This is a genomic window from Methylovulum psychrotolerans (genome assembly GCF_002209385.1).
Classification (GTDB): Bacteria; Pseudomonadota; Gammaproteobacteria; order Methylococcales; family Methylomonadaceae; genus Methylovulum; species Methylovulum psychrotolerans.
Map to the genome: position 1 here is coordinate 1,682,681 of NZ_CP022129.1, position 21,539 is coordinate 1,704,219.

The window sequence follows — 21,539 nt, forward strand, 5'->3', positions numbered from 1 at the left end:
AAGCAGTAAAATGACAAAAATTACAGGCGGGTTGTAAGTTGCAACCCGTTGATTTAATTATTTATGTGCCTGCTACATAATGCCGGATTTTTGAGCAAATAGGCGGTTTCTTCCAATGCCTGATAATCTTCCAGTGAGATCATCACGACAGCATGGACGTGACGGTCACGGTTTTTGGTGATGATGACGGGTTCGTGATTGTCACAAACCTTTTCCATTGTTTCGGCTAAATGCGCCCGTGCAAAAGTATAAGTGGTTGCGTCCATAGAAAAGGCATGAGTGCTTGTATAATAGGCGGCCTAGCTTACTGGAATGTTCGGGCGGATGCAAATGTCCGCCCTCTCTACTAATTGACGATAAATTGAAGCCGATAAGACCGTGATAGAAGACATTAATAATCTCTTGCCGCAAACCCAATGCGGCCAGTGCAGTTTTAAAGGTTGCCGTCCGTATGCCCAGGCGATGGCTGAGGGTAGGGCGGATATTAACCAATGCCCGCCCGGCGGTGACGAAGGCATTGCGGCTTTGGCGGCCTTGTTGGGTGTGCCGCCTAAGCCGCTGAATCCGGCGTTTGGTGAGCATAAGCCGAAACAGGTGGCCTTTATTATTGAGCAGGATTGTATCGGTTGCGTCAAGTGTATCGCCGCTTGTCCGGTCGATGCCATTTTAGGGGCGGCTAAGTTTATGCACACTGTGCTGGCGGCGGAATGTACGGGCTGTGAGTTGTGTGTCGCCCCATGTCCGGTCGATTGTATCGTTATGCAGCCTGTCGCAGCAGATGCGCACAGTTTGGACAAGCGCGGGCAGGCGGCTTTGGCAAAACGCCGTTATGAAGCACGGCAATTGCGTAAGGCGCAAGAGGAAGCCGAGAAGGCGGAACGCGCTAGGCTGAAAAAAGCGGCGTTGTTGAAGGTAAAAGCGGTTTAAGTGACCAGATTTGATATAAACCAAAGTTTGATATAAACCAAAGAGGATTAAAGCGTGGCAAAGGCAAGTGATTTAAAACGGGGTATGGTGGTGGAGATTAACGGTGTGCCGCATATCGTTAAGCATGTGGATGTAAAAAGCCCGTCATCGCGCGGGGCGAACACTTTGTATAAAGTCCGTTTTAATAATATGAAGACCGGCTTGAAGCTGGATGAATCGCTAAAAGGCGATGATATGTTTAAGGATGCGGAATTGGTACGCGCTAAGGTGCAGTATTCCTACAAGGACGGCGATAATTATATTTTTATGAACGCCGAAGATTATAGCCAATACACACTGGCGGCTGAGGATTTGGAAGGGCAGGTCGAGTATTTGACCGAAAGCCTGGAAAGTATCGTCGCATTGTTGATTGACGATGAAATTCTGGGGATTGAGTTGCCTGCCACGGTGGTTTTGGAGGTTATCGAAACGCCGCCGCCGATTAAAGGCTCTTCGGCTTCGGCGCGGACAAAAACGGCGCGGTTAAGCACAGGTTTGGAGGTGCAGGTGCCGGAGTATTTGGAAACGGGTGAGCTGATTAAGGTCAATACCGAAACGGGCAAATATTCGTCCCGCGCCTGATGGGTTGTGATGATGCACGATAACGGGCAGGTGTTAAATGTCCCCCAAGGTCAATTTGAGTTGGGGCGGTTGCCTAAGCGTCCTAAGGAATTGTTACGCGCTTTTGATGCGGCGGACGAGTATCTGCTGGCGCATCTCGCCGCGTCTGCGCCCGCCCAAACCGCCCGGCTATTGGTGCTGAACGATAGTTTCGGTGCGTTGGCGGTGGCGTTGGCGGCATGGTGGCCTTGTGCCCTGTCGGACTCGTATTTGTCGCAACAGGCGACACGGCTGAATCTGGCGGCTAATGGCATGGATGAGGCGCAAGTGGCTTTAATCAGTAGCCTGGCACCTTTAACAGGCCATTTTGATTGGGTGTTGATTAAGGTGCCGAAGACTTTGGCGTTGCTGGAAGACCAGTTGCTGCGTTTACGTCCGCATCTGAGCGAAACCAGCCAAGTGGTGGTGGCCGGCATGATCAAGGCCTTACCGGCTAATGTCTGGAAATTGTTGGAGCGTTTGCTGGGGCCGACCACGACTTCTTTAGCGCAAAAAAAAGCGAGGTTAATTTTTGTCCGGCCTGATGGGGCGAAAGTGTTGCCGCCTAATCCGTATCCGGCTAATCCGTATCCCGTCTATTACACGCTGGAAAATACCGCCTATCGCTTGGCTAACCATGCCAATGTCTTTTCGCGTGACAGCTTGGATATAGGCACACGGTTTTTTCTCCAGCATTTGCCCGCTGCTGCGGATGCTTTGGATATAGTGGATTTAGGTTGCGGTAACGGGGTGGTGGGTTTGTTAGCTGCCGAACGCAATCCGGCCGCTAGGCTGCATTTTATTGACGAGTCTTTTATGGCGGTGGCTTCGGCTGAGGAAAACTTCCGGCGGGCGTTTGGCGGGGGCAGGGCGGCGACGTTTCAGGTGGGAGACGGTTTGACGGCCATGGCTTCCGCCTCGGCTGATATGATTTTATGCAATCCGCCTTTTCATCAGCAAAACACCATCGGCGACCATATTGCTATGGCGATGTTTAAGGAATCGCGCCGCGTATTACGCAAAAATGGCCAACTTTGGGTGATAGGTAATCGCCATTTGGGTTATCACGTTCCGCTTAAACGCTTATTCGGCAAAGTGTCGGCAGTTGCCGGGAATGCCAAATTTGTGATTGTTAAGGCGGTGGTTTAAACGCTTGCGCAACGCTAAAAAGAACCCAAAAATAAGCATTTTTGGGTTCTTTTAAAGATAGTTACGCTGGGGTTACGTTCTCAGCTTGCGGGCCTTTTTGACCTTGAGTCACCTGCATGGTCACTTTTTGGCCTTCGCGCAAGGTTTTGCGGCCGGTGCCGTTAATTGCGCTGTGGTGAACGAAAACATCTTTACCACCTTCTTGTTCAATAAAGCCGAAGCCTTTTTCATCATTGAACCATTTAACGGTACCTACAACTTGATCTGACATATGACACTCTTTACTTAAAAAATCGCCAACATGAATTGGCTTTATAAATCCCAGCCCTGTAAAAAGGCTGGCTCAATCTCGAACTGCAACTCATGTTAGCACTAAAAATACAGCTAGGGCAAAGACATTTTGGTTAAACTCCGATTATTTTTAAGGTAATGAGACTTGCATCACGTCTTTGTTAATTGGACTTGCCTGTTAATCATATTTCAGGTATTTAAAGCGCGGGTCGTCTGGCGTACCCGTTAAGGAGCCGCCTTCCGTTTTGCCGGGTTGCCACTGGATCACGTCTTCGATTTTCCTTGCTAATTCAAAATCTTTGTTAGTGATGCCTTTAGCGGCATGGTTCATTAATTTAACGATGACAAAGGCGTAGGAAACGCTCAGGTCAGGATGGTGGAAAGCGGCTTCCGCCAAATGCCCGATAGTATTGACCACCATTAGGGTGCTTTTCCAGCCGCTGGTTTTATATTTGCGGCGTATCCAACCATTTTCCAGATACCAATGTGGCAATTCTGCCGCCAACCGCGCTTCGGTTTCGGCATCGCTGTAGGTTTCATCGTGCGTGTGTTCTCTCCAGCCCATAACATAACCTCTTTGGTGTGTTGTCAATAACCACCCGGATGGTAACGTCCGGGTGGGTCGGATTTAGTCTGCTTAAACCATTCCGCAAAACCTTGCGTCAGAGCTGTTTTAAATTCAGCACATCCTGCATGTCATACAGGCCATTCGCTTTGTTTTGTAGCCAGATGGCGGCTCTGACCGCCCCGTTGGCAAAGGTCATGCGGCTGCTGGCTTTGTGGGTGATTTCGACGCGCTCACCTTCGTCGGCAAACATGACGGTATGCTCGCCGACAATGTCACCCGCACGGATGGTCGAAAAACCAATGGTTTTCCGGTCGCGTTCGCCGGTATTGCCTTCGCGCCCGTAAATGGCGCAGTCTTCTAAGTTGCGTCCTAAGCTTTGGGCAATGACTTCGCCCATTCTTAAGGCCGTACCTGAGGGTGCGTCAATTTTGTGGCGGTGATGGGCTTCTATGACCTCAATATCGGTATAGTCGCCCATGACTTTGGCGGTGATTTCCAGCAGCTTTAGCGACAGGTTTACCCCGACGCTAAAATTAGGGGCCATGACGATGGCAATCTCCGCTGCGGTGCGGTTAATCAGGTCTTTTTGGCTAGTGTTAAAGCCTGTGGTGCCGATGACCAGTTTTTTTCCGGCACTACGGCACAGGTTCAGGGTTTGTATGGAGTAATCAGGGCGGGTAAAGTCGATCACGACATCAAACTCATCGATCACTTTTACTAAGTCATCGACTATTTTTAGGCCGGATTTACCCATGCCCACCAATAAGGTGGCATCCTGCCCAATATGGCTGCCCGGGCGGGCAATGGCCGCCGTCAGCTTGGCTTGCGCCGTACCGGTTTCGGCCAGTTTGGCGGCTTTTAGCAAGCATAGCCCCATGCGTCCTGAGGCGCCGACAATTGCGATCCGGTTCATGATTATCCTGTCAGTTTATCGAAAAAATTTTTCACCCCATCCAAGAAGGTGTGTTCTTGGGGGCTATGGTGTTTGCCGCCGCCCGTCAAAGATTCACCGAGTTGTTGCACTAGAGCCCGTTGCTCTTTGGTCAGGTTGACTGGTGTTTCTACTTGTACCTTACACAATAAGTCACCGACCGGACCGCCGCGCACGGGCTTAACCCCTTTGCCGCGTAGGCGGAAGGATTTGCCGGTTTGGGTTTCGGGCGGAATTTTCAGCATGACTTTGCCGTCCAGGGTAGGCACTTGTATTTCGTCACCCAAACAGGCAGTGACAAAGCTAATAGGTACTTCGCAATATAAATGGGCACCGTCACGGGTAAAGATTTCATGGTCTTTGACCTTGATTTCGATGTATAAATCACCTGCGGGGCCACCGCGCTCGCCCGCTTCGCCTTCGCCGCCTAAGCGGATGCGGTCGCCGGTATCAACCCCGGCCGGAATTTTCGCCGACAAGGTTTTAGATTCTTGGACACGGCCTTGGCCGTAGCATTTGCCGCACGGGTCTTTAATCTGTTTGCCTGTGCCCCGGCACGTCGGGCAGGTTTGTTGCACCGAGAAAAAGCCTTGCTGCATCCTGACTTGGCCGTGGCCGTGGCAAGTGGAGCAAATCACTGGAGATGAGCCTTTTTTCGCCCCTGAACCGCTACATTCGCTGCACGAGACTAAGACCGGAATGCGGATTTTTTGTTCAGTACCCGCTACAGCTTCTTCAAGGGTTATTTCCAGGTTATAACGCAAATCGGAACCGCGCTGGACACCGCCGCCGCGTTGCTGTCTGCCGCCGCCAAAAATATCGCCGAACACATCGCCGAAAATATCGCTAAAGCCTTCCGCGCCAAAACCGCCGGGCCGGCCACCCATAGACGGGTCAATGCCGGCGTGGCCGAACTGGTCGTAAGCGGCACGTTTTTTAGGGTCTGACAGAATTTCGTAAGCTTCTTTGACTTGCTTAAATTTAGCTTCCGCCGCTTCGGGGTTGTCGGCGTTTCTGTCCGGGTGGAACTTCATCGCCAAGCTGCGGTACTTTTTCTTAATTTCGGCATCGCTGGCATTGCGCTCAATACCCAGTACCTTATAAAAATCTTCTTTATCTGCCATGTGTATATTTGACCTTTATTTTCTGTAAGTTCGATAAATTGGTTGTGAAATTGCTATCCGGTTGCCGCCATAATCCGCTGCAAAGAGTTGCCTAGGGGGCATGAAATAAATTCGGCATTTACCAGATAGACCTTTCAGGATTCTAAAATCAGTAAGGCCTTAATTGACGGGTTTATTTCCTACCCCTGCCTTATTAGGCATTAGGATAATGCGGCGCGGTTTTTAAACAAGATGTAAGGGCGATTATTGAAAATTAAATCTCTGGGTGAAAAAAAATCTGCCTTAACGGGCAGTTTATAGCTATGCGGTGGCCACCACCAGTACGGTGTTTAGGGGTGGGCGAACCGCCATTAAGTTAAGCCGCTCGTCGGCGTTAGGTAGGAAAGGCTTGGCTTAATGGCTAGCGAAGTGGCTAGGCCTTATGGGGCGTTGCCTAATGAAAGGGTGTGCCTTAATGGAAAAGGCCTTATGCCAGTTAGCACCGTCATAAGGCCTTGTTCTAGCAATCGCACCGCGCCACTGGCGCGGTGCAAAGCCGCCTATCAGCCATTAATCAAATAATGGGTGAAAATACTGGCGGCATAACCTGCGGCAATCGCAGGTGTCCATTTCAGATGGCTAAAGAAAGTGTACTTATGGTCAGACTGACCCATTAAGGCAACTCCAGCCGCTGAACCGACCGATAATAACGAACCGCCGACACCAGCGGTTAATGTCACCAATAACCATTGGTACAAGTCCATATCCACGCCCATGTTCAAGACCGCGAACATAACGGGGATATTATCGACGATGGCGGAAATCAAACCGACCATAATGTTGGCGGTGGTAGGGCCTAAGCCTTGGTACATGGCGCTGGACAACAATTCCAGATAACCGATATAACCTAAACCGCCGACCGCGAACACCACACCAAAGAAGAACAATAAGGTGTCCCATTCGGCATGACGGACTTTGTTGAAAATATCAAAGCCTTCTTCGCCTTCTGGTGTGTGTTTGACTTTAATGAAATAGCCATACAGCATCAACGCAGACAAGCCGACCATCATACCCATGAAAGGCGGCAAATGCAGGGCTTGTTTAAAGCTGACCGCAGTCGCGATGGTGAACAGGAACATCACGCAGATTTGGATCGCGCCATATTTCAATTGCACAGCTTCTTCGGTGGTGGCTTTGGGCTGCTCATCAGGTACGGCAAAGTACATGACGGCCGCAGGTACGGCATAGTTAACCAATGAAGGGACGAACAGTCTGAAAAAGTCAAAGAACTCCGCGTATTCCGCTTGCCAAACCATCAGCGTGGTAATGTCGCCGAACGGGCAGAACGCGCCACCCGCGTTAGCGGCAATCACCAAGTTGACAAAGCCGATGCTGACGAATTTAGGATTGTCAGAACCCACTGCCAGAACCACCGCACCGACTAACAAGGCCGCAGTCAGGTTGTCGGCCACTGATGACAAGAAGAACGTGATGATACCGGTGATCAAGAACAATTTACGGTAGCCGAATTGTCTTCTGACCAGCCAAGAACGCAGCGCTTCAAACACGTTACGTTCGGCCATACTGTTGATATAGGTCATAGCGACCAGCAAAAACAGCATCAGCTCGGCATATTCTTTCAAATCATGCTCAAAAGCCGCGTGCATTTCTTCAGCAGGCACACCTTTTTGCTGTGCCAAAATCGCCGCGTGCGCCCAAATGATGCCCGCCGCCAGAATAACTGGCTTGGACTTGCGCAAATGGGTAAATTCTTCTGTCATTACAAAGCCGTAAGCAATGACAAAAATTAATACGGTATAGATGCCGCGCTGCGTGCCGGTCATGTCGAGATTCGCAAATCCCTCCGTTTCCGCCATCGCCAGTTGCGGTACCAGCATAACCAGTAACGTCACTAATAAAAAACGAACCACAAAATCCCCCTCTCTCTTAATATAATTGAACAAATACACAAAATTTAACAGTTAATGGTATCACCATCCAATAAATTTTGTCATTTTATGACGCACAGTATATGATGGACAACTACGAATTTTTGCCTGAAAGGTAGCCCAAACACGCATCATGTATCAGTATAACGAAATAGACCAAACCCTTGTCAATGAACGGGTCGCCCAGTTTAGACGGCAAACCGAAAAATATTTGCAAGGTGAGCTGACTGACGACCAGTTCCGCGCCTTACGTCTTAGAAATGGCCTGTATATCCAAACCCACGCGCCCATGTTGCGGGTCGCCATCCCTTACGGTTTGCTCAGTTCCGCGCAAGTGCGCAAATTCGCGCATATCGCCCGGACGTATGACAAAAACTATTGCCATTTCACCACCCGCCAAAACGTCCAGTATAACTGGCCGAAATTGGAACAAGTACCCGATATTTTGGCGGAGTTGGCGACCGTGCAAATGCATGCCATCCAAACCAGCGGCAACTGTATGCGCAACACGACATCCGACCATTTGGCCGGGGTGGCGGTCGATGAGTTGGAAGATCCGCGCCCGTATTGCGAAATTATCCGCCAATGGACAACGTTACACCCTGAGTTCGATTATTTGCCGCGTAAATTTAAAATCGCCGTCAGCGGCTCTTTAAGCGACCGTGCGGCGACGCAGTTCCACGACATTGGCGTGCATCTGGTCAAAAATGACGCGGGCGAAACGGGTTTTAGGATTTTGGTGGGCGGCGGCTTAGGCCGTACCCCGATTATTGGCCAAGTCATCCGGCCTTTTTTAGAAAGGCAGCATTTGTTGTCTTATCTGGAAGCCATCCTCAGAATTTATAACCTGTTTGGCCGCCGCGACAATAAATATAAGGCGCGTATCAAGATTTTGGTTAAAGAAACCGGTCTGGATACTTTTTCCGCAATGGTGGAAGCGGAGTGGCAACAGATTAAAGACGGTATGGAATTATCCGACGCGCGTATTGAAGCCATTAAAGGCCATTTTACCCTGCCGGATTATGACCAGACCGCTGCGGCAGATGAGACCTTTAACCAAGCCATACAAGAAAATCCGGCCTTTGCGACGTGGTATAAACACAATACCGTCAGCCATAAAGTACCCGGCTACCGCGCGGTGTTCTTGTCGCTCAAAGCCCCTGAAGTGCCGCCCGGCGATATGACCGATGCCCAATTGGATGCTGTCGCCGATTTGGCGGACTGCTACAGCTTTGGCGAATTGCGCACCACCCACCGCCAGAACTTGGTTTTTTCCGATGTCAAGCAAGCAGATTTGTTGGCTTTGTGGCAACAGTTGCAGACGCTGAATTTAGCCACGCCCAATATCGGCACGGCTACCGACATCATTTGCTGCCCAGGTCTGGATTTTTGTTCGCTGGCGAATGCCGGATCTATCGGCATTACCAAAGAAATTAATGACGTGTTAGATGACATGGATTATCTGCATGATATTGGTGATGTCAAAATCAACATATCCGGCTGTATGAACGGCTGTGCGCACCAAAGCGTCGGCCATATCGGCATTTTGGGGGTCGATAAAAAAGGCACCGAATGGTATCAGCTCACCTTGGGTGGCTCTTCCGAAAACGAAGCGGCTATCGGCGAGCGTTTAGGGCCTGCGGTTGCCAAAACCGAAGTTACCCAAGCGGTCACGACGATATTGTCCGTTTACGTCCAGCAACGTCTGGAAGACGAAACCTTTTTGGACATGGTAAAACGGGTAGGCATCGACCCTTTCAAGGAGCAAGTATATGCAACTCATTAAAGACAAACAGATTGTTGACGATAATTGGCAAGATTTGGCGGATGATGCCGAGTTGGCGGCGGGCGATATTAGCGTATCCTTAAGCCGCTGGCAGACCGAAAAGGCGCAACTTTTGGCGCATGAAGGCCAATTGGGTATCCGTATCAGCCCCGCTGACAGTGTCGCCGATTTTGCCGCTGATCTGGACAAAATTGCCTTGGTGGAGCTGGATTTTCCTGACTTTGCCGATGGCCGTCTGTTTTCCCACGCTTGGCTGTTGCGTAGCCGTTATGGTTTCCAAGGCGAAATCCGTGCGACCGGACACTATATGCCCGATCAGGTGTTTTATTTGGCGAGGGTAGGGGTGAATGCCTTCAAACCCGCCACCGCCGAGCAGTTGCCCGTGCAATTGGGCTATTTGCAGGATTTTACTGTGACGTATCAGGCTTCGGTGAATTAGCCGCTAGACTGTTATCGCTGGTCGCTTTAGAGCCCGCTAAGCTGTCCGGCTTAGCGGGTTTTTGCATTTTAAGGTAAGTTATGTAGATTAACCGACGGCTTTTCCTGTCCACATAATACCTGCCATTGTGACTAATGGCAGGCTGTTAATCATTAAGCCAATCTACCCACCGCCACTTTCGCCAGCTCACTCAAACCGTCGCCGCCGTTTTGGTAATGGGCAATAATGGCTTGGCGCATTCTCGGCTCCCATGAGCGCATGAGGTGGTTTTTTACGCCTTCTGCGGCGACTTCCTTATCCGGTTCGGCATTAAAAAAATCGCTGATGTCATTAGCCATTTTGATGAGTCTGTCTGTTTTCATGGTCTGCTGTGTAGTTTTTTAAGTATGATGGGGATGGAGTAAACGTTGCGGATGGGTATAAACGACATGCTGTTGGTCACGCGCGAAACCGATGAGGGTGACTCCGGTATCGTGCGCCAAACGTATCGCTAAGCCGGTCGGGGCGGAAATGGCCGCCAGTAGGGTGATGCCGACAAATGCCGATTTTTGCACCATTTCGTAACTGGCACGGCTCGTGACAATCACAAAACCCGCGCTTAAGTCGCGGTTACTTTTTAGCAATAAACCGATCAGCTTATCTAGGGCGTTATGCCGTCCGACATCTTCACGCAAATCAACAATGCCTTGTCCCGGTACAGCCCAAGCGGCTGCATGGACGGAGCCGGTCAATTTATTGAGTTTTTGCCGCTGTTTGACTTCGGCCAAGGCACTGATCAGCTCTTCGGAAGTGACCGACAGCTTACCCTGCACAGGCGGCGGTTGGCGGATAGCCTGTTTTAAGGTGGTCGCGCCACACAAGCCGCAGCCTGTCCGTCCGGTCAGGTTACGGCCTTTGTCGGACAAACAGGAAAAGCGTTGTTCAGGAATTTTTAGCTGCACTTCAATGCCATTGGCGCGGTTGAAAACCCGGCTGGACAATAACTCTTGCGGGTCGCCAATAATGCCTTCCGTGATGCTAAAGCCTAAGGCGAACTCTTCCAAATTGGTAGGCGTTGCCAGCATGACGACATGCGGCACGCCATTGTAGACCAAGGCGATAGGGACTTCTTCGGCAATATAATCAAGCTCTTCGGAACGCTGGTTGTTATGCCAGCGTTCAACAGTGCTTTGTTGGTAACTGGGCCATCCTAAATCTAAGGACAGTCCGTTAGCCATTGCTCATGCCTTGTGCCAGCAAATCCAGTTGGTTGTCCGAGAAGGCTTGATAGTTTTCTTGCCATTGCGACGTTTGGTTGACTTTGGTGACTTGTACCGCCGTGACTTTATACTCAGGGCAGTTAGTCGCCCAGTCGGAGTTGTCGGTGGTGATGACGTTCGCGCCGGATTCGGGGAAGTGGAAGGTGGTGTAGACCACACCCGGTTGTACCCGGTCGCTGACCAAGGCGCGTAACACGGTTTCACCGGCGCGGCTTTTAATGCCTACCCAGTCGCCGCTGCTCAAGCCACGGTCTTCAGCATCGTGCGGATGGATTTCCAAACGGTCTTCCGAATGCCATTGGTTGTTCTCGGTACGGCGGGTTTGGGCACCGACGTTGTATTGCGACAAGATACGTCCGGTGGTCAGGATTAACGGGAACATCGGCGTGACACGCTCTTGCGTAGCGACATAATCGGTCAGCATGAACAAGCCTTTGCCGTTGTCGCGCATAAACTCTTCAACGTGCATGATCGGTGTGCCTTCTGGAGACTCCTCGTTACAAGGCCATTGGATGCTGCCCAGTTCATCAATTTTTTCATAGCTGACCCCGGCAAAGGTTGGGGTCAGGCTGGCGATTTCCGCCATGATTTCTGACGGGTGGCTGTAGTTCATCGGATAGCCCATTGCATTGGACAGCAATTGGGTGATTTCCCAGTCCTGATAGCCCGCTAATGGGGTCATGACTTTGCGGACGGGAGAAATCCGCCGTTCGGCGTTGGTGAACGTACCGCTTTTTTCTAAGAAAGACGCGCCGGGCAGGAACACATGGGCGAATTTGGCGGTTTCGTTCAAGAACAAATCTTGGACGATGACACATTCCATAGACCGTAAGGCGGCATGGACGTGTTGGATATCAGGATCAGATTGGGCGATGTCTTCACCTTCGACATACAGCCCCATAAAGGTTTTGTCCATGGCCGAATCAAACATATTAGGGATGCGCAAGCCCGGATTCAGGCTGAGTTCGGCATTCCACGCTTGTTCAAACAATTGGTTGGTTTCTGGGTTGCCGACATGGCGGTAGCCAGGGTATTCATGCGGGAATGAACCCATATCACAAGAACCTTGGACGTTGTTTTGGCCGCGTAATGGGTTAACGCCCACGCCGTCGCGGCCTAAGTTCCCGGTCGCCATCGCCAAGTTGGCAATGCCGATAACCATTGTTGAGCCTTGGCTGTGTTCGGTTACGCCCAAGCCGTAATAGATCGCGCCGTTACCTGCTTTGGCATACAATCTGGCGGCTTCCCTGATTTGTGCCGCAGGTACGCCAGTAATGGCTTCTGTGGTTTCTGGGGCGTGTCTAGGATCGGCAATAAAGCTTTTCCATTTGTTATAAGAAGCGACATCACAGCGTTCGGCGGCAAACGCATCGTCAGTCAGGTTTTCGGTGACCACGACATGGGCTAAGGCGTTAATCAAAGCGACATTGGTGCTGGGGCGTAATTTCAGATGGTAAGACGCTTGGACATGTGGGGTTTTGACCAAGTCGATTTCGCGGGGGTCAACTACAATCAGTTTTGCGCCTTGGCGCAAACGTTTCTTCATGAAAGAGCCAAACACGGGGTGGCCGTCAGTCGGGTTGGCACCGATAACCATGATGACATCGGCTTTCATGACCGAGTCAAAATCTTGGGTGCCTGAGGATTCGCCAAAAGTCTGTTTCAGGCCATAGCCGGTCGGGGAGTGGCAAACCCGTGCGCAGGTGTCGACATTGTTGTTGCCGAAGCCGGCGCGGATCAGTTTTTGCACCAGATAGGCCTCTTCGTTGGTGCAGCGTGAGGAGGTTATACCGCCAATGGCATCTTTGCCGTATTGGGCTTGGATACGTTTCATTTCGCTAGCGGCGTAGCTGATCGCTTCATCCCAGCTGACTTCCCGCCAAGCATCTTTAATGCTGGCACGGATCATCGGTTTGGTGATGCGGTCTTTATGGGTTGCATAGCCGAAGGCAAAACGGCCTTTGACGCAAGAATGCCCGTGGTTAGCCTTGCCGTCTTTATTCGGTACCATACGGATGACTTGTTCGCCTTTCATTTCGGCGCGGAACGAGCAACCGACACCGCAATAGGCGCAGGTAGTGACGATGGCGTGTTCTGGCTGGCCGTTGTCGATGACCGATTTTTCCATCAAGGTGGCGGTCGGGCAAGCTTGGACGCAAGCGCCGCAAGATACGCACTCGGATTCCATGAACGGTTGGTTTTGGCTAGGTGAAACCTTAGAATCAAAGCCACGGCCATCAATGGTCAAAGCAAACGTGCCTTGGGTTTCTTCACAGGCCCTAACGCAACGTGAGCAAACGATACATTTGCTGGGGTCGAAAGTAAAGTAAGGGTTGCTGGTGTCTTTAACGGCGTTTAAGTGGGTTTCCACTGGGTTATAGCGCACTTCGCGCAAACCCACCGAGCCTGCCATGTCTTGCAATTCGCAGTCGCCATTGGCGGCGCAGGTCAGGCAATCTAACGGGTGGTCAGAAATGTACAGTTCCATCACGCCACGGCGTACTTCCGCTAAGCGTGGGTTTTGGGTAGTGATTTTTTGGCCTTCGGCAACGGGTGTGGTGCAAGAGGCGGGCATACCGCGGCCGCCTTCTATTTGTACCAGACATAAACGGCAGGAGCCAAACGGCTCGATGCTGTCGGTCGCGCACAGCTTAGGGATGTCTATGCCGATGCTCGATGCGGCACGCATGATAGATGTGCCGGCGGGGACGGTCACCTTAAAGCCATCAATTTCAACGTTGACAGTGGCGGTGGCGGTACTGGCGGGGGTGCCAAAATCTTGTTCTTTATTCATGCTCATGGTGATGTCCTCTCGCTGGGCGTGTGTTCGTTGTTACTGCTTAAGTTAAAGGGGCGCTACAGATAAGCAGCCCGACGCTAGGCTATGGATTATTTGCAGGCAGTGCCTTAATTATAACCCATTACGTTGGGTAATGCGCTGGTCTAGTGGGCCGGTTTTCTGTTCTGGCGTTAAGGCTTTCCCTGCTAGGCAATTCAATGTTATCTACGGCAATATGATGTGCATAAACCTTTTGGGCAGATGCCTTAATCTTCTGTAGCGGTAAATTTCTTATCTGTTTTAAAGACTGTTAGCTAACCGTTCATTAACGCTGACTAAAGCCAAGTCACCTATGCCGCTTTTACAAAAACTTCCCATCGTAATGCGGCGTAGGTGTTACACATAGTATTGCCTTTAATCCTTACGCTTCAACCCCAAAATCTTGCGGGAAATGGTTTAACGCGCTAAGCACAGGGTAGGGGGTCATGCCACCTAAGGCGCACAGCGAGCCGTTCAGCAGGGTGTCGCATAAGGAACGTAACAGCGGTACATTTTTACTCAAATCGTTACCAGCGATAATGTCGTCCATCAGTTCCATGCCACGGGTCGAGCCGATCCGGCAAGGGGTGCATTTGCCGCAGGATTCAATGGCGCAGAATTCCATGCTGTAACGGGCCAGTTCCGCCATGTCGGCAGTGTCGTCAAAGGCTACCACACCGCCGTGGCCGACCACTGCCCATATAGCCGCGAAGGACTCGTAATCTAACGGGGTGTCGAATTGTGATTCGGGCAGGTAAGCGCCCAAGGGGCCGCCGACCTGCACCGCTTTAATAGGCCGTCCGGTAGCGGAGCCGCCGCCGAAGTCATATAGCAATTCGCGCAGGGTCAGGCCGAAGGCCAATTCGACCAGGCCGCCGCGTTTGAGATTGCCCGCCAATTGGATAGGCAAGGTGCCTCGTGAACGCCCCATGCCAAAGTCGCGGTAGTAGTCGCCGCCTTTGTCGAGGATGATCGGTACGGAAGCCAAGGAAATGACGTTGTTGACGACGGTAGGCTGGCCAAATAGGCCTTTAATGGCGGGCAGGGGCGGCTTAAAGCGCACTAAGCCACGTTTGCCTTCCAGACTTTCCATTAAGGAGGTTTCTTCGCCGCAGACATACGCGCCTGCGCCTAAGCGCACTTCAAGGTGGAAGGCTTTGCCGCTACCTAACACGGAGTCGCCCAAATAACCTGCCGCATAGGCTTTGTCAATGGCGGTGGTCAAGGCTTTATGGGCATGGGGATATTCCACGCGCAGGTAAATATAGCCCTGGCTTGCGCCGACCGCTAGCCCGGCGATGGTCATGCCTTCAATTAATACAAACGGGTCGCCTTCCATGACCATACGGTCGGAGAAAGTGCCGGAGTCGCCTTCGTCGGCGTTGCAGATGATGTATTTTTGCTCGGATGGGGTGTTTAGCACCGTATTCCATTTGATGCCGGTCGGGAACGCCGCGCCGCCGCGTCCGCGCAGGCCGGAGTCGGTCACGGCCTTGACGATGTCGGCTTGTGCCATGTTGAGGGCGTTGTTCAGGCCCTGGTAGCCGTTATGGGCTATATAGCTGTCTAGGCAAACCGGATCGGTGATGCCGATACGCGCGAAAGTCAGGCGTTGTTGTCTTTTCAGATACTCCAGCTCTTCGGTTAGGCCTAAGCTTAAGGCATGATCGCCGCCGTTGGCAAAGTCGGCATCGAACAGGCTGGCGACATCTTTCGTTTGCACGGGGCCGTAGGCAATGCGGCCTTGGGCGGTGTCTACTTCAACTAAAGGCTCCAGCCAGAACATGCCGCGTGAGCCGTTGCGGATCAGGTTGACCCTGATGCCGCGTTGCTGGGCTTCGTGCAGGATGGCGGCGGCGACGCGGTCGGCACCGAGGGAAATGGCACTGGAGTCACAAGGGACGTAAAGGGTCTTAATCATGCCGCTGCCTCCGTGTTGGCAATTAATTCATCAAACAGTTCAGGGGACACCCGGCCATAAATGTCCGTGCCGATTTGTAGGGCAGGGGAGCAGGCGCAGTTGCCTAGGCAGTAAACGGGTTCTAAAGAAAACGCGCCGTCAACGGTGGTTTCATGGAAATCAATGCCCAACTTGGCTTTGACGTGGGCTTCCAACTGCTTGCTGCCCATAGATTGGCAGGATTCGGCGCGGCACAGTTGGATGATTTGCTTACCTGGCGGAGTCTCACGGAAATAATGATAAAAACTGATGACACCATGAACTTCTGCCCGCGATAAGTTAAGGGCTTTGGCAATAACCGGGACGCTATCGGCAGGGATATAGCCCAGCGTGTCCTGCACACCATGAAGAATCGGTAAAAGTGCGCCGGGTTTATCTTTAAGGGCAGTAGCGATGGCCTGCACTGTTGATAGCATAGTGCTTGTGTCTGTCATAATTCTCTCACGGTAGTGAATCCCTGCTTAAAGGCAGCATCCGTCCTGATTGCTGCGTAATAAAAAAGCGCTGTAGAAAAGGGCGATGTAACAAGATTGTAATCCCCTAGCATAGCATAAGAAATTTTATGTGTAAAAGTCACAAACATGCTACCTTCGCTGGCTATAAAGTTTTTGGCAACGCCTTGGCGACCTTGATATTTTTGAAAAAAGTCAGGCTATAAAGTTCATTGTTTTTTATCTGCAATGGCTTAAGGTAGGGTTTAGCTGTCATCGGTCTGGTCGGCTAAACGGGCCAGTTGGGCGGTTATCGCCGCCAGGTTTTCCGCCGTTTCGGTGCGTAAGGTGGCATGGGCGATCTTACGGCCTTTGCGCGGCTCTTTGCCATAAAGGTGCAGGTGTACGCCGGGGATGCTTAAAATGTCGGCACTGGCCGGCAGGCCGCCGATAAAGTTGACCATGGCCGCTTTATTGACGGCGGCGGTCGAACCTAAGGGTAAGCCGGTTATTGCGCGGAGATGGTTTTCAAATTGGCTGGTTTGCGCCCCTTCAATTGTCCAATGTCCTGAATTGTGGACGCGCGGGGCAAATTCGTTGGCGATCAGTTGCCCATCCACTTCAAACAATTCCAAAGCCAAAATTCCGACATAATTTAAGGCTTCGAGCAGGCGAGTGACATAAACTTGTGCTGATACCTGTAGGCGGTCATCGGTGGTGCATTCGGAGACCCGTAAAATGCCGCCGCGATGGCGGTTTTCGGACAAGGGGTAGTAGACAATTTCGCCAGCGGCATTGCGGGCGGCAATGACCGACACTTCGCGGCTAAACGGCACGAACGCCTCGACAATGGCGGGTACGCCGTCCAGCACCGTCCAGGCAGCGGCTAAATCGGCGGCAGTCCGCAGTACCGATTGGCCTTTGCCGTCATAACCTTGGGTGCGGCTTTTCAGTACAGCCGGATAGCCTATCGTCGCCATGGCGGCTTGGAGTTCGTCAAGGCTGTTGACGGCGGCATAAGCCGGAGTGGCGATGCCGATGCTATTAAAGAAATTTTTCTCGACCAAACGGTCTTGGGCAACGGCCAAAGCCTTAGGTGAGGGGTGTACTTGGGTGTGCGAGGATAAAAAATCCGCCACGTCGGCGGGGACGTTTTCAAATTCATAAGTGACGACATCGGCGCGTTCCGCCAATTGCGCCAGCAACGCCAAATCGTTGTAGTCACCGTGCAGATGTTCGCCTAATGGATTGGCGCAAGCATCAGCCGAGGGGTCTAAAAAAATAAACTCCAGACCTAGCGGATAACCCGCCAAAGCAATCATGCGGGCGAGTTGTCCTGCGCCCAATATCCCGACTTTCATAAATCTTAAACCTCGTGTCTTGGGTCGTCATGGGCTAACACGGCTTCGGTTTGCTCATGGCGAAAACTCACTAATGCGTCCCGATAATGGGTATGTTTGTTACTGATAATAGCCGCCGCCAGCAGGGCGGCGTTAATGGCCCCGGCTTTGCCGATGGCTAAGGTGCCGACCGGAATGCCCGCCGGCATCTGCACAATCGACAACAGCGAATCCATGCCGTTAAGGGCTTTGGATTGCACGGGTACGCCCAAAACCGGTAAGGTTGTTTTGGCGGCGGTCATGCCGGGTAAATGTGCCGCGCCGCCCGCGCCGGCGATGATGACTTCAAGGCCGCGGGCCTCGGCGGTTTCGGCGTAATGGAACAGCTTATCAGGTGTGCGGTGCGCTGAAACGACGGCCACTTCATAAGGGATACCTAGCTTAATTAAGGTTTCCTCGGTAAAGCACATGGTGTCCCAGTCAGAAGTCGAACCCATGATAATGCCTATTAATGCGGTCATGCTGACTCCTTGTTATTTATTTTTATCATTAAGGGGGGCTGGTCTGGACAAAATTTAAAGTCGCGTAGTATCGCATAAAAGGCCGCTAAATGCGTTCAAAGTTGTCAACAAAATGATGCGATGCAGTGTCAACAAAAAGCATCCTGAAGGGTTGGCAGTACTCTAAAGTGAAGCGTTAACCTGTTTTAATGGGAGGGCAGGATGTCAGGCACAGGCCTAAGGCGCTCTTTTTGGCGCATCAATTGAAAATAGCAGTTGCTTTTATAAAAAATAAAGGTATACTATTCGGCTCTACAGTGGAGCGGTAGTTCAGTTGGTTAGAATACCGGCCTGTCACGCCGGTGGTCGCGGGTTCGAGTCCCGTCCGCTTCGCCATTACGTTTTCTCAGAGTGCCGTGTCGTTTACGGGTGTCGGGAAAAATGTAAATCCCCTTTAGAGCCTTCTGTAATATCCCCCCCTTTTCTTTTGGCCATTCGCTTATATTGACATGGCAAGACGCAACCAGCACAGTTTGGAAACCATTAAGGCAATGGTCTTATCAGCCGCCGAAACTCTGGTTATCGAGCAGGGCAGTTCCGCGTTGACTATCCGCAACATCGCCGCGCAAATCGGCTATACCGTGGGCAGTATCTATATGGCGTTTGACGATAGGGCTGATGTTATTGGCCACATCAACAGTCTGACCTTAGCCGAGCTAAACCGCCATTTACAACCCGTTCCCAAACCGGATGTGCAAGCGCTCTGTCTGGCTTATGTCAGCTATGCCCATAGCCATTACCATCGCTGGCAGTTATGGTCAGAAACCCAAGCCCAAGATCAGGGCAACAAGCCCGTGTGTGTCGGCTATCAGGCGCAGGTTGATGCCTTAGTCGGGCTATTTGCGGCGCATTTGCCGGCAGGCTCTTCCCCATTATCCGCCAGAACCTTATGGGCGGGCATGCAGGGCGTATGCACTGCCTTATTGACGGCACACGCAGACAGCGTTAAAGACACCGAAGCTTGTGCATTGCTGTTAGCCGCCCGTTTTTGCTAACTCTGCGTATGCTTGGGAATTCCTGGGATGGTTTGCTTAAAGTGCCTTTAAAGTGCGGTGGCGCAGGCTGAGCGACACTAGGAACGTCCCGACAAAAACCACCCCGCCCAACACTAACATGGCGGCAACCGGCCCGGTATCACGGGCGGCGGCCAACGAATAGCAGCCGACCCCAAGTAACATGGCGAGATTGTTAAAAAAACCTTGTAAAGCAACTGCACGTCCGCTGCCGATGGTTTCTTTACCCAATTCCTGCAAGATAGCGTTCACAGGCACAATAAACATTCCCCCCATCATACCGATAACCAGCAGGGCCGCCCGTGCCGTCAGCATGGTATCAGTAAAGCTTAAAGCCACCACGCCCAAGGCCATGCAATAAGAAGGGATTCTGGCGCGTTGGATATGGGCCATAGGGATTAGCCGTGGCACTACCGCCGAGCCGATAATAATGCCTATTGCCAAAAATAGGGTGAGGGTAGCGATTTCTGTGGTGTTTTGGGTCAGTAGCACCAACGGTGCCCAGGCAATCAAAATGACGCGCAAGGTCGCCGCTGCCAGCCAAAACAGGCCGCTGCCCAGCACAGCGAACGATGAGCCGGACAGGGTGAAAAACTGGCCGATTTCTTGGCTAAATGCGATGATTTTCGAGCCGGAGACGGATTTTTTAACGTCCCCTTTGGGTAGCAGCACGGTGACTAAGGCAGAAATGATAAATAAGGCCACACAGGCGAGCAATGCCCAATGGACTGAATAATCGGCTAGCTTTGCCCCTGCGAGCATTCCCAGCAAGATCGCCAGTATAGTGGAGCCTTCCATCAGGCTGTTAGCCTTAACTAACTGATCGTAATCCGCCAGTTCGGGTAAGATGCCGTATTTGACGGGGTTATAAATGGCCGCGCCAATGCCGACGACACTATAGGCCAAGATCGGTTCGACATCAAACAACAATAACGCGGCACCGCAGGCCTTCAGTAAATTGGCCAGCAAGAGGATTTTCGGTTTAGCATGGGTGTCGGCAATCTCGCCCGCCCACGGTGCAAGAATGACATAGGCCACCGTGAAGGCGCTTTGCACGGCGGGGATATACCACGTTTCGGTATGGGCGGATTTCATGACAATGGCAATCACGGTGAACAGTACGGCATTGTCGGCCAAGGCCGATAAAAATTGTGCCAGCAATAACGGGTAAATATGTTTATTCATGATGCTTGCTTTAACCTGTTGCGGTAGACTTTCGGTGGGAAGGGGGGTCATGGGTTGCCGGGTATTATGGGCATGGCATTTGCTAGATAGTCTGGCGTTAAGTGGGCGGCGCAACAACGACACAGGCTAACAGCCGACCTTGAAGCCAGATGGGCTTGTGTTGATTAATTGGCGGCGGCATCTATACTTATGGCTAGCTGTAAGATTTTAACGTTTACTTTCATCAGAGCAAATAGTAGCATCAATGGCTGTTTAGATAAGACTGCTATTTTTGTCTTGGCCAAGCCTGGGGCGGCGGTGTCCAAGCAGCGTCTACCGGATGCGGAAACCTGCCAAAAATTAAAAAATTCTTATATTATTTCATGCATTTATTTACACTTCTGGCGAAAACGCTGAAACGCTTTAAAACTACGGATCAACCAATGACGATTATTCAGGACTATGTCATTAGTGTCGCTTTAGCCAGTGATATTGGCTGCCAACGGCAAAATAATGAAGACGCCTTACAGTATCTTGCCTCCTCCACTGACCCGCGCACCGGTTTGGCTATTGTCGCCGACGGTATGGGCGGGCATAAGGCGGGCGAGGTGGCCAGTCAGGAAGCGGTGAGCGTTATTGCCCGGCACTGTCAGGACGGGTATTTTTTGACCCTTCCGCAAACCTTGGTGACGGCTTTCCAAGAAGCCAACCAAAAGATCAACAACTATGCCAATGAGCATTTTGAATGTCGGGGTATGGGTACGACAGCGACGGCGCTGATGATCAGCAATGGCTTGGGTTGCTATGGGCATGTCGGTGATACCCGCCTGTACCGCATTCGGGACGGGCAAATGGAGCAGCTGACCCAAGACCATACTTTGGTCGCACAAATGCAAGAATATGGCATGATTACCAAAGAGCAAGCGCGGATACATCCGAAAAAGAACATTTTGACCAATGCGTTAGGGACTAATCCCGATATTTTGGTGGATACCTCCGATGCGCCGTTCCCGATCCGTATCGGTGACATTTACCTGTTGTGTTCTGATGGCCTGGTCGATAAAGTGACCGATGAGGAGATGATGCTGATGTTAACCGATAACAGCCCCGAACAGGCGTGCAAGCTACTGGTTGATGCCGCTCTTGATAATGGAGGCAATGATAATATTTCGGTCATTGTTCTGGTTATTCAAAATAAGCATTGAGGTTAAC

21 protein-coding genes and 1 tRNA gene are annotated in these 21,539 nt (G+C 51.5%); 8 read left to right on the forward strand and 14 right to left on the reverse strand.

Annotated features, from left to right (window positions below; all coding sequences use genetic code 11):
• Positions 1-53: 53 nt before the first annotated feature.
• Positions 54-266: a type II toxin-antitoxin system Phd/YefM family antitoxin gene (locus CEK71_RS07645; protein ID WP_088618838.1), complete on the reverse strand. Its 213-nt coding sequence runs from the start codon at positions 264-266 to the stop codon at positions 54-56.
• Between the two features lie 112 nt (positions 267-378).
• On the opposite strand from CEK71_RS07645, the gene rsxB reads away from it, so the two are divergent.
• From rsxB to CEK71_RS07660, 3 genes are read left to right on the forward strand one after another with little or no spacing between them, the layout of a single operon-like run.
• Positions 379-927, forward strand: a complete 549-nt coding sequence (rsxB, locus tag CEK71_RS07650) for an electron transport complex subunit RsxB (RefSeq protein WP_088618839.1) — start codon at positions 379-381, stop codon at positions 925-927.
• Positions 928-981: 54 nt separating this feature from the next.
• Positions 982-1,548, forward strand: a complete 567-nt coding sequence (efpL, locus tag CEK71_RS07655; protein WP_088618840.1) for an elongation factor P-like protein EfpL — start codon at positions 982-984, stop codon at positions 1,546-1,548.
• Between the two features lie 9 nt (positions 1,549-1,557).
• On the forward strand, positions 1,558-2,715 hold the full coding sequence (locus CEK71_RS07660; protein WP_408630484.1) for a methyltransferase: 1,158 nt from the start codon (positions 1,558-1,560) through the stop codon (positions 2,713-2,715).
• 61 nt (positions 2,716-2,776) lie between these two features.
• Here CEK71_RS07660 and CEK71_RS07665 read toward each other — a convergent pair whose 3' ends face one another.
• The 5 genes from CEK71_RS07665 to nhaD form a co-directional block, all read right to left on the reverse strand.
• Positions 2,777-2,986, reverse strand: a complete 210-nt coding sequence (locus tag CEK71_RS07665) for a cold-shock protein (protein ID WP_019867332.1) — start codon at positions 2,984-2,986, stop codon at positions 2,777-2,779.
• Positions 2,987-3,184: 198 nt separating this feature from the next.
• Entirely contained in the window at positions 3,185-3,571 is a 387-nt protein-coding gene (locus CEK71_RS07670; RefSeq protein ID WP_088618842.1) for a 4a-hydroxytetrahydrobiopterin dehydratase, read from the reverse strand.
• Positions 3,572-3,668: 97 nt separating this feature from the next.
• Positions 3,669-4,487, reverse strand: coding sequence for a 4-hydroxy-tetrahydrodipicolinate reductase (gene dapB / locus CEK71_RS07675; RefSeq protein WP_198328496.1), 819 nt, complete (start codon positions 4,485-4,487; stop codon positions 3,669-3,671).
• 2 nt (positions 4,488-4,489) lie between these two features.
• Positions 4,490-5,629: a molecular chaperone DnaJ gene (gene dnaJ / locus CEK71_RS07680; RefSeq protein ID WP_088618844.1), complete on the reverse strand. Its 1,140-nt coding sequence runs from the start codon at positions 5,627-5,629 to the stop codon at positions 4,490-4,492.
• A gap of 542 nt (positions 5,630-6,171) precedes the next feature.
• The gene (gene nhaD / locus CEK71_RS07685) at positions 6,172-7,506 is read right to left on the reverse strand and encodes a sodium:proton antiporter NhaD (RefSeq protein ID WP_408630487.1); all 1,335 of its coding nucleotides are present in this window, start codon (positions 7,504-7,506) and stop codon (positions 6,172-6,174) included.
• A gap of 184 nt (positions 7,507-7,690) precedes the next feature.
• Between nhaD and CEK71_RS07690 the strand changes: the two genes are divergently transcribed.
• Complete coding sequence (locus tag CEK71_RS07690; protein ID WP_088618845.1) at positions 7,691-9,343, forward strand: nitrite/sulfite reductase; 1,653 nt, start codon at positions 7,691-7,693, stop codon at positions 9,341-9,343.
• Entirely contained in the window at positions 9,330-9,782 is a 453-nt protein-coding gene (locus CEK71_RS07695) for a DUF934 domain-containing protein (protein ID WP_088618846.1), read from the forward strand. The genes CEK71_RS07690 and CEK71_RS07695 overlap by 14 nt, the downstream gene beginning before the upstream one ends.
• A gap of 152 nt (positions 9,783-9,934) precedes the next feature.
• On the opposite strand, the gene CEK71_RS07700 is transcribed toward CEK71_RS07695, so the two are convergent.
• The 7 genes from CEK71_RS07700 to purE all read right to left on the reverse strand — a co-directional run bounded on the left by CEK71_RS07700 (position 9,935) and on the right by purE (position 18,111).
• A complete protein-coding gene (locus CEK71_RS07700; protein WP_088618847.1) occupies positions 9,935-10,144 on the reverse strand; it encodes a formate dehydrogenase subunit delta in 210 nt (69 codons plus the stop codon).
• 18 nt (positions 10,145-10,162) lie between these two features.
• Positions 10,163-10,999 carry a formate dehydrogenase accessory sulfurtransferase FdhD gene (gene fdhD / locus CEK71_RS07705; RefSeq protein ID WP_088618848.1) on the reverse strand — a complete coding sequence of 279 codons (837 nt, stop codon included), beginning with the start codon at positions 10,997-10,999 and terminating at the stop codon, positions 10,163-10,165.
• Positions 10,992-13,841 (reverse strand): formate dehydrogenase subunit alpha, encoded by a 2,850-nt coding sequence (gene fdhF, locus CEK71_RS07710; RefSeq protein WP_088618849.1) that lies wholly within the window; start codon positions 13,839-13,841, stop codon positions 10,992-10,994. The genes fdhD and fdhF overlap by 8 nt, the downstream gene beginning before the upstream one ends.
• A gap of 400 nt (positions 13,842-14,241) precedes the next feature.
• On the reverse strand, positions 14,242-15,780 hold the full coding sequence (locus CEK71_RS07715) for a formate dehydrogenase beta subunit (protein WP_088618850.1): 1,539 nt from the start codon (positions 15,778-15,780) through the stop codon (positions 14,242-14,244).
• Positions 15,777-16,253, reverse strand: a complete 477-nt coding sequence (locus tag CEK71_RS07720) for a formate dehydrogenase subunit gamma (protein ID WP_088618851.1) — start codon at positions 16,251-16,253, stop codon at positions 15,777-15,779. Before CEK71_RS07720 ends, CEK71_RS07715 begins: the two co-directional genes overlap by 4 nt.
• A 263-nt stretch (positions 16,254-16,516) precedes the next feature.
• On the reverse strand, positions 16,517-17,611 hold the full coding sequence (locus CEK71_RS07725; protein WP_088618852.1) for a 5-(carboxyamino)imidazole ribonucleotide synthase: 1,095 nt from the start codon (positions 17,609-17,611) through the stop codon (positions 16,517-16,519).
• Between the two features lie 5 nt (positions 17,612-17,616).
• A complete protein-coding gene (purE, locus tag CEK71_RS07730; RefSeq protein WP_088618853.1) occupies positions 17,617-18,111 on the reverse strand; it encodes a 5-(carboxyamino)imidazole ribonucleotide mutase in 495 nt (164 codons plus the stop codon).
• A gap of 298 nt (positions 18,112-18,409) precedes the next feature.
• Here purE and CEK71_RS07735 point away from each other — a divergent pair.
• Positions 18,410-18,486 (forward strand) — tRNA-Asp (locus tag CEK71_RS07735).
• Between the two features lie 113 nt (positions 18,487-18,599).
• Positions 18,600-19,145 (forward strand): TetR/AcrR family transcriptional regulator, encoded by a 546-nt coding sequence (locus CEK71_RS07740; RefSeq protein WP_088618854.1) that lies wholly within the window; start codon positions 18,600-18,602, stop codon positions 19,143-19,145.
• 36 nt (positions 19,146-19,181) lie between these two features.
• On the opposite strand, the gene lplT is transcribed toward CEK71_RS07740, so the two are convergent.
• Positions 19,182-20,348: a lysophospholipid transporter LplT gene (lplT, locus tag CEK71_RS07745; protein ID WP_088618855.1), complete on the reverse strand. Its 1,167-nt coding sequence runs from the start codon at positions 20,346-20,348 to the stop codon at positions 19,182-19,184.
• A gap of 422 nt (positions 20,349-20,770) precedes the next feature.
• Here lplT and CEK71_RS07750 point away from each other — a divergent pair, with 422 nt between their 5' ends.
• Positions 20,771-21,532 (forward strand): Stp1/IreP family PP2C-type Ser/Thr phosphatase, encoded by a 762-nt coding sequence (locus CEK71_RS07750; protein WP_157679056.1) that lies wholly within the window; start codon positions 20,771-20,773, stop codon positions 21,530-21,532.
• Positions 21,533-21,539: the final 7 nt, after the last annotated feature.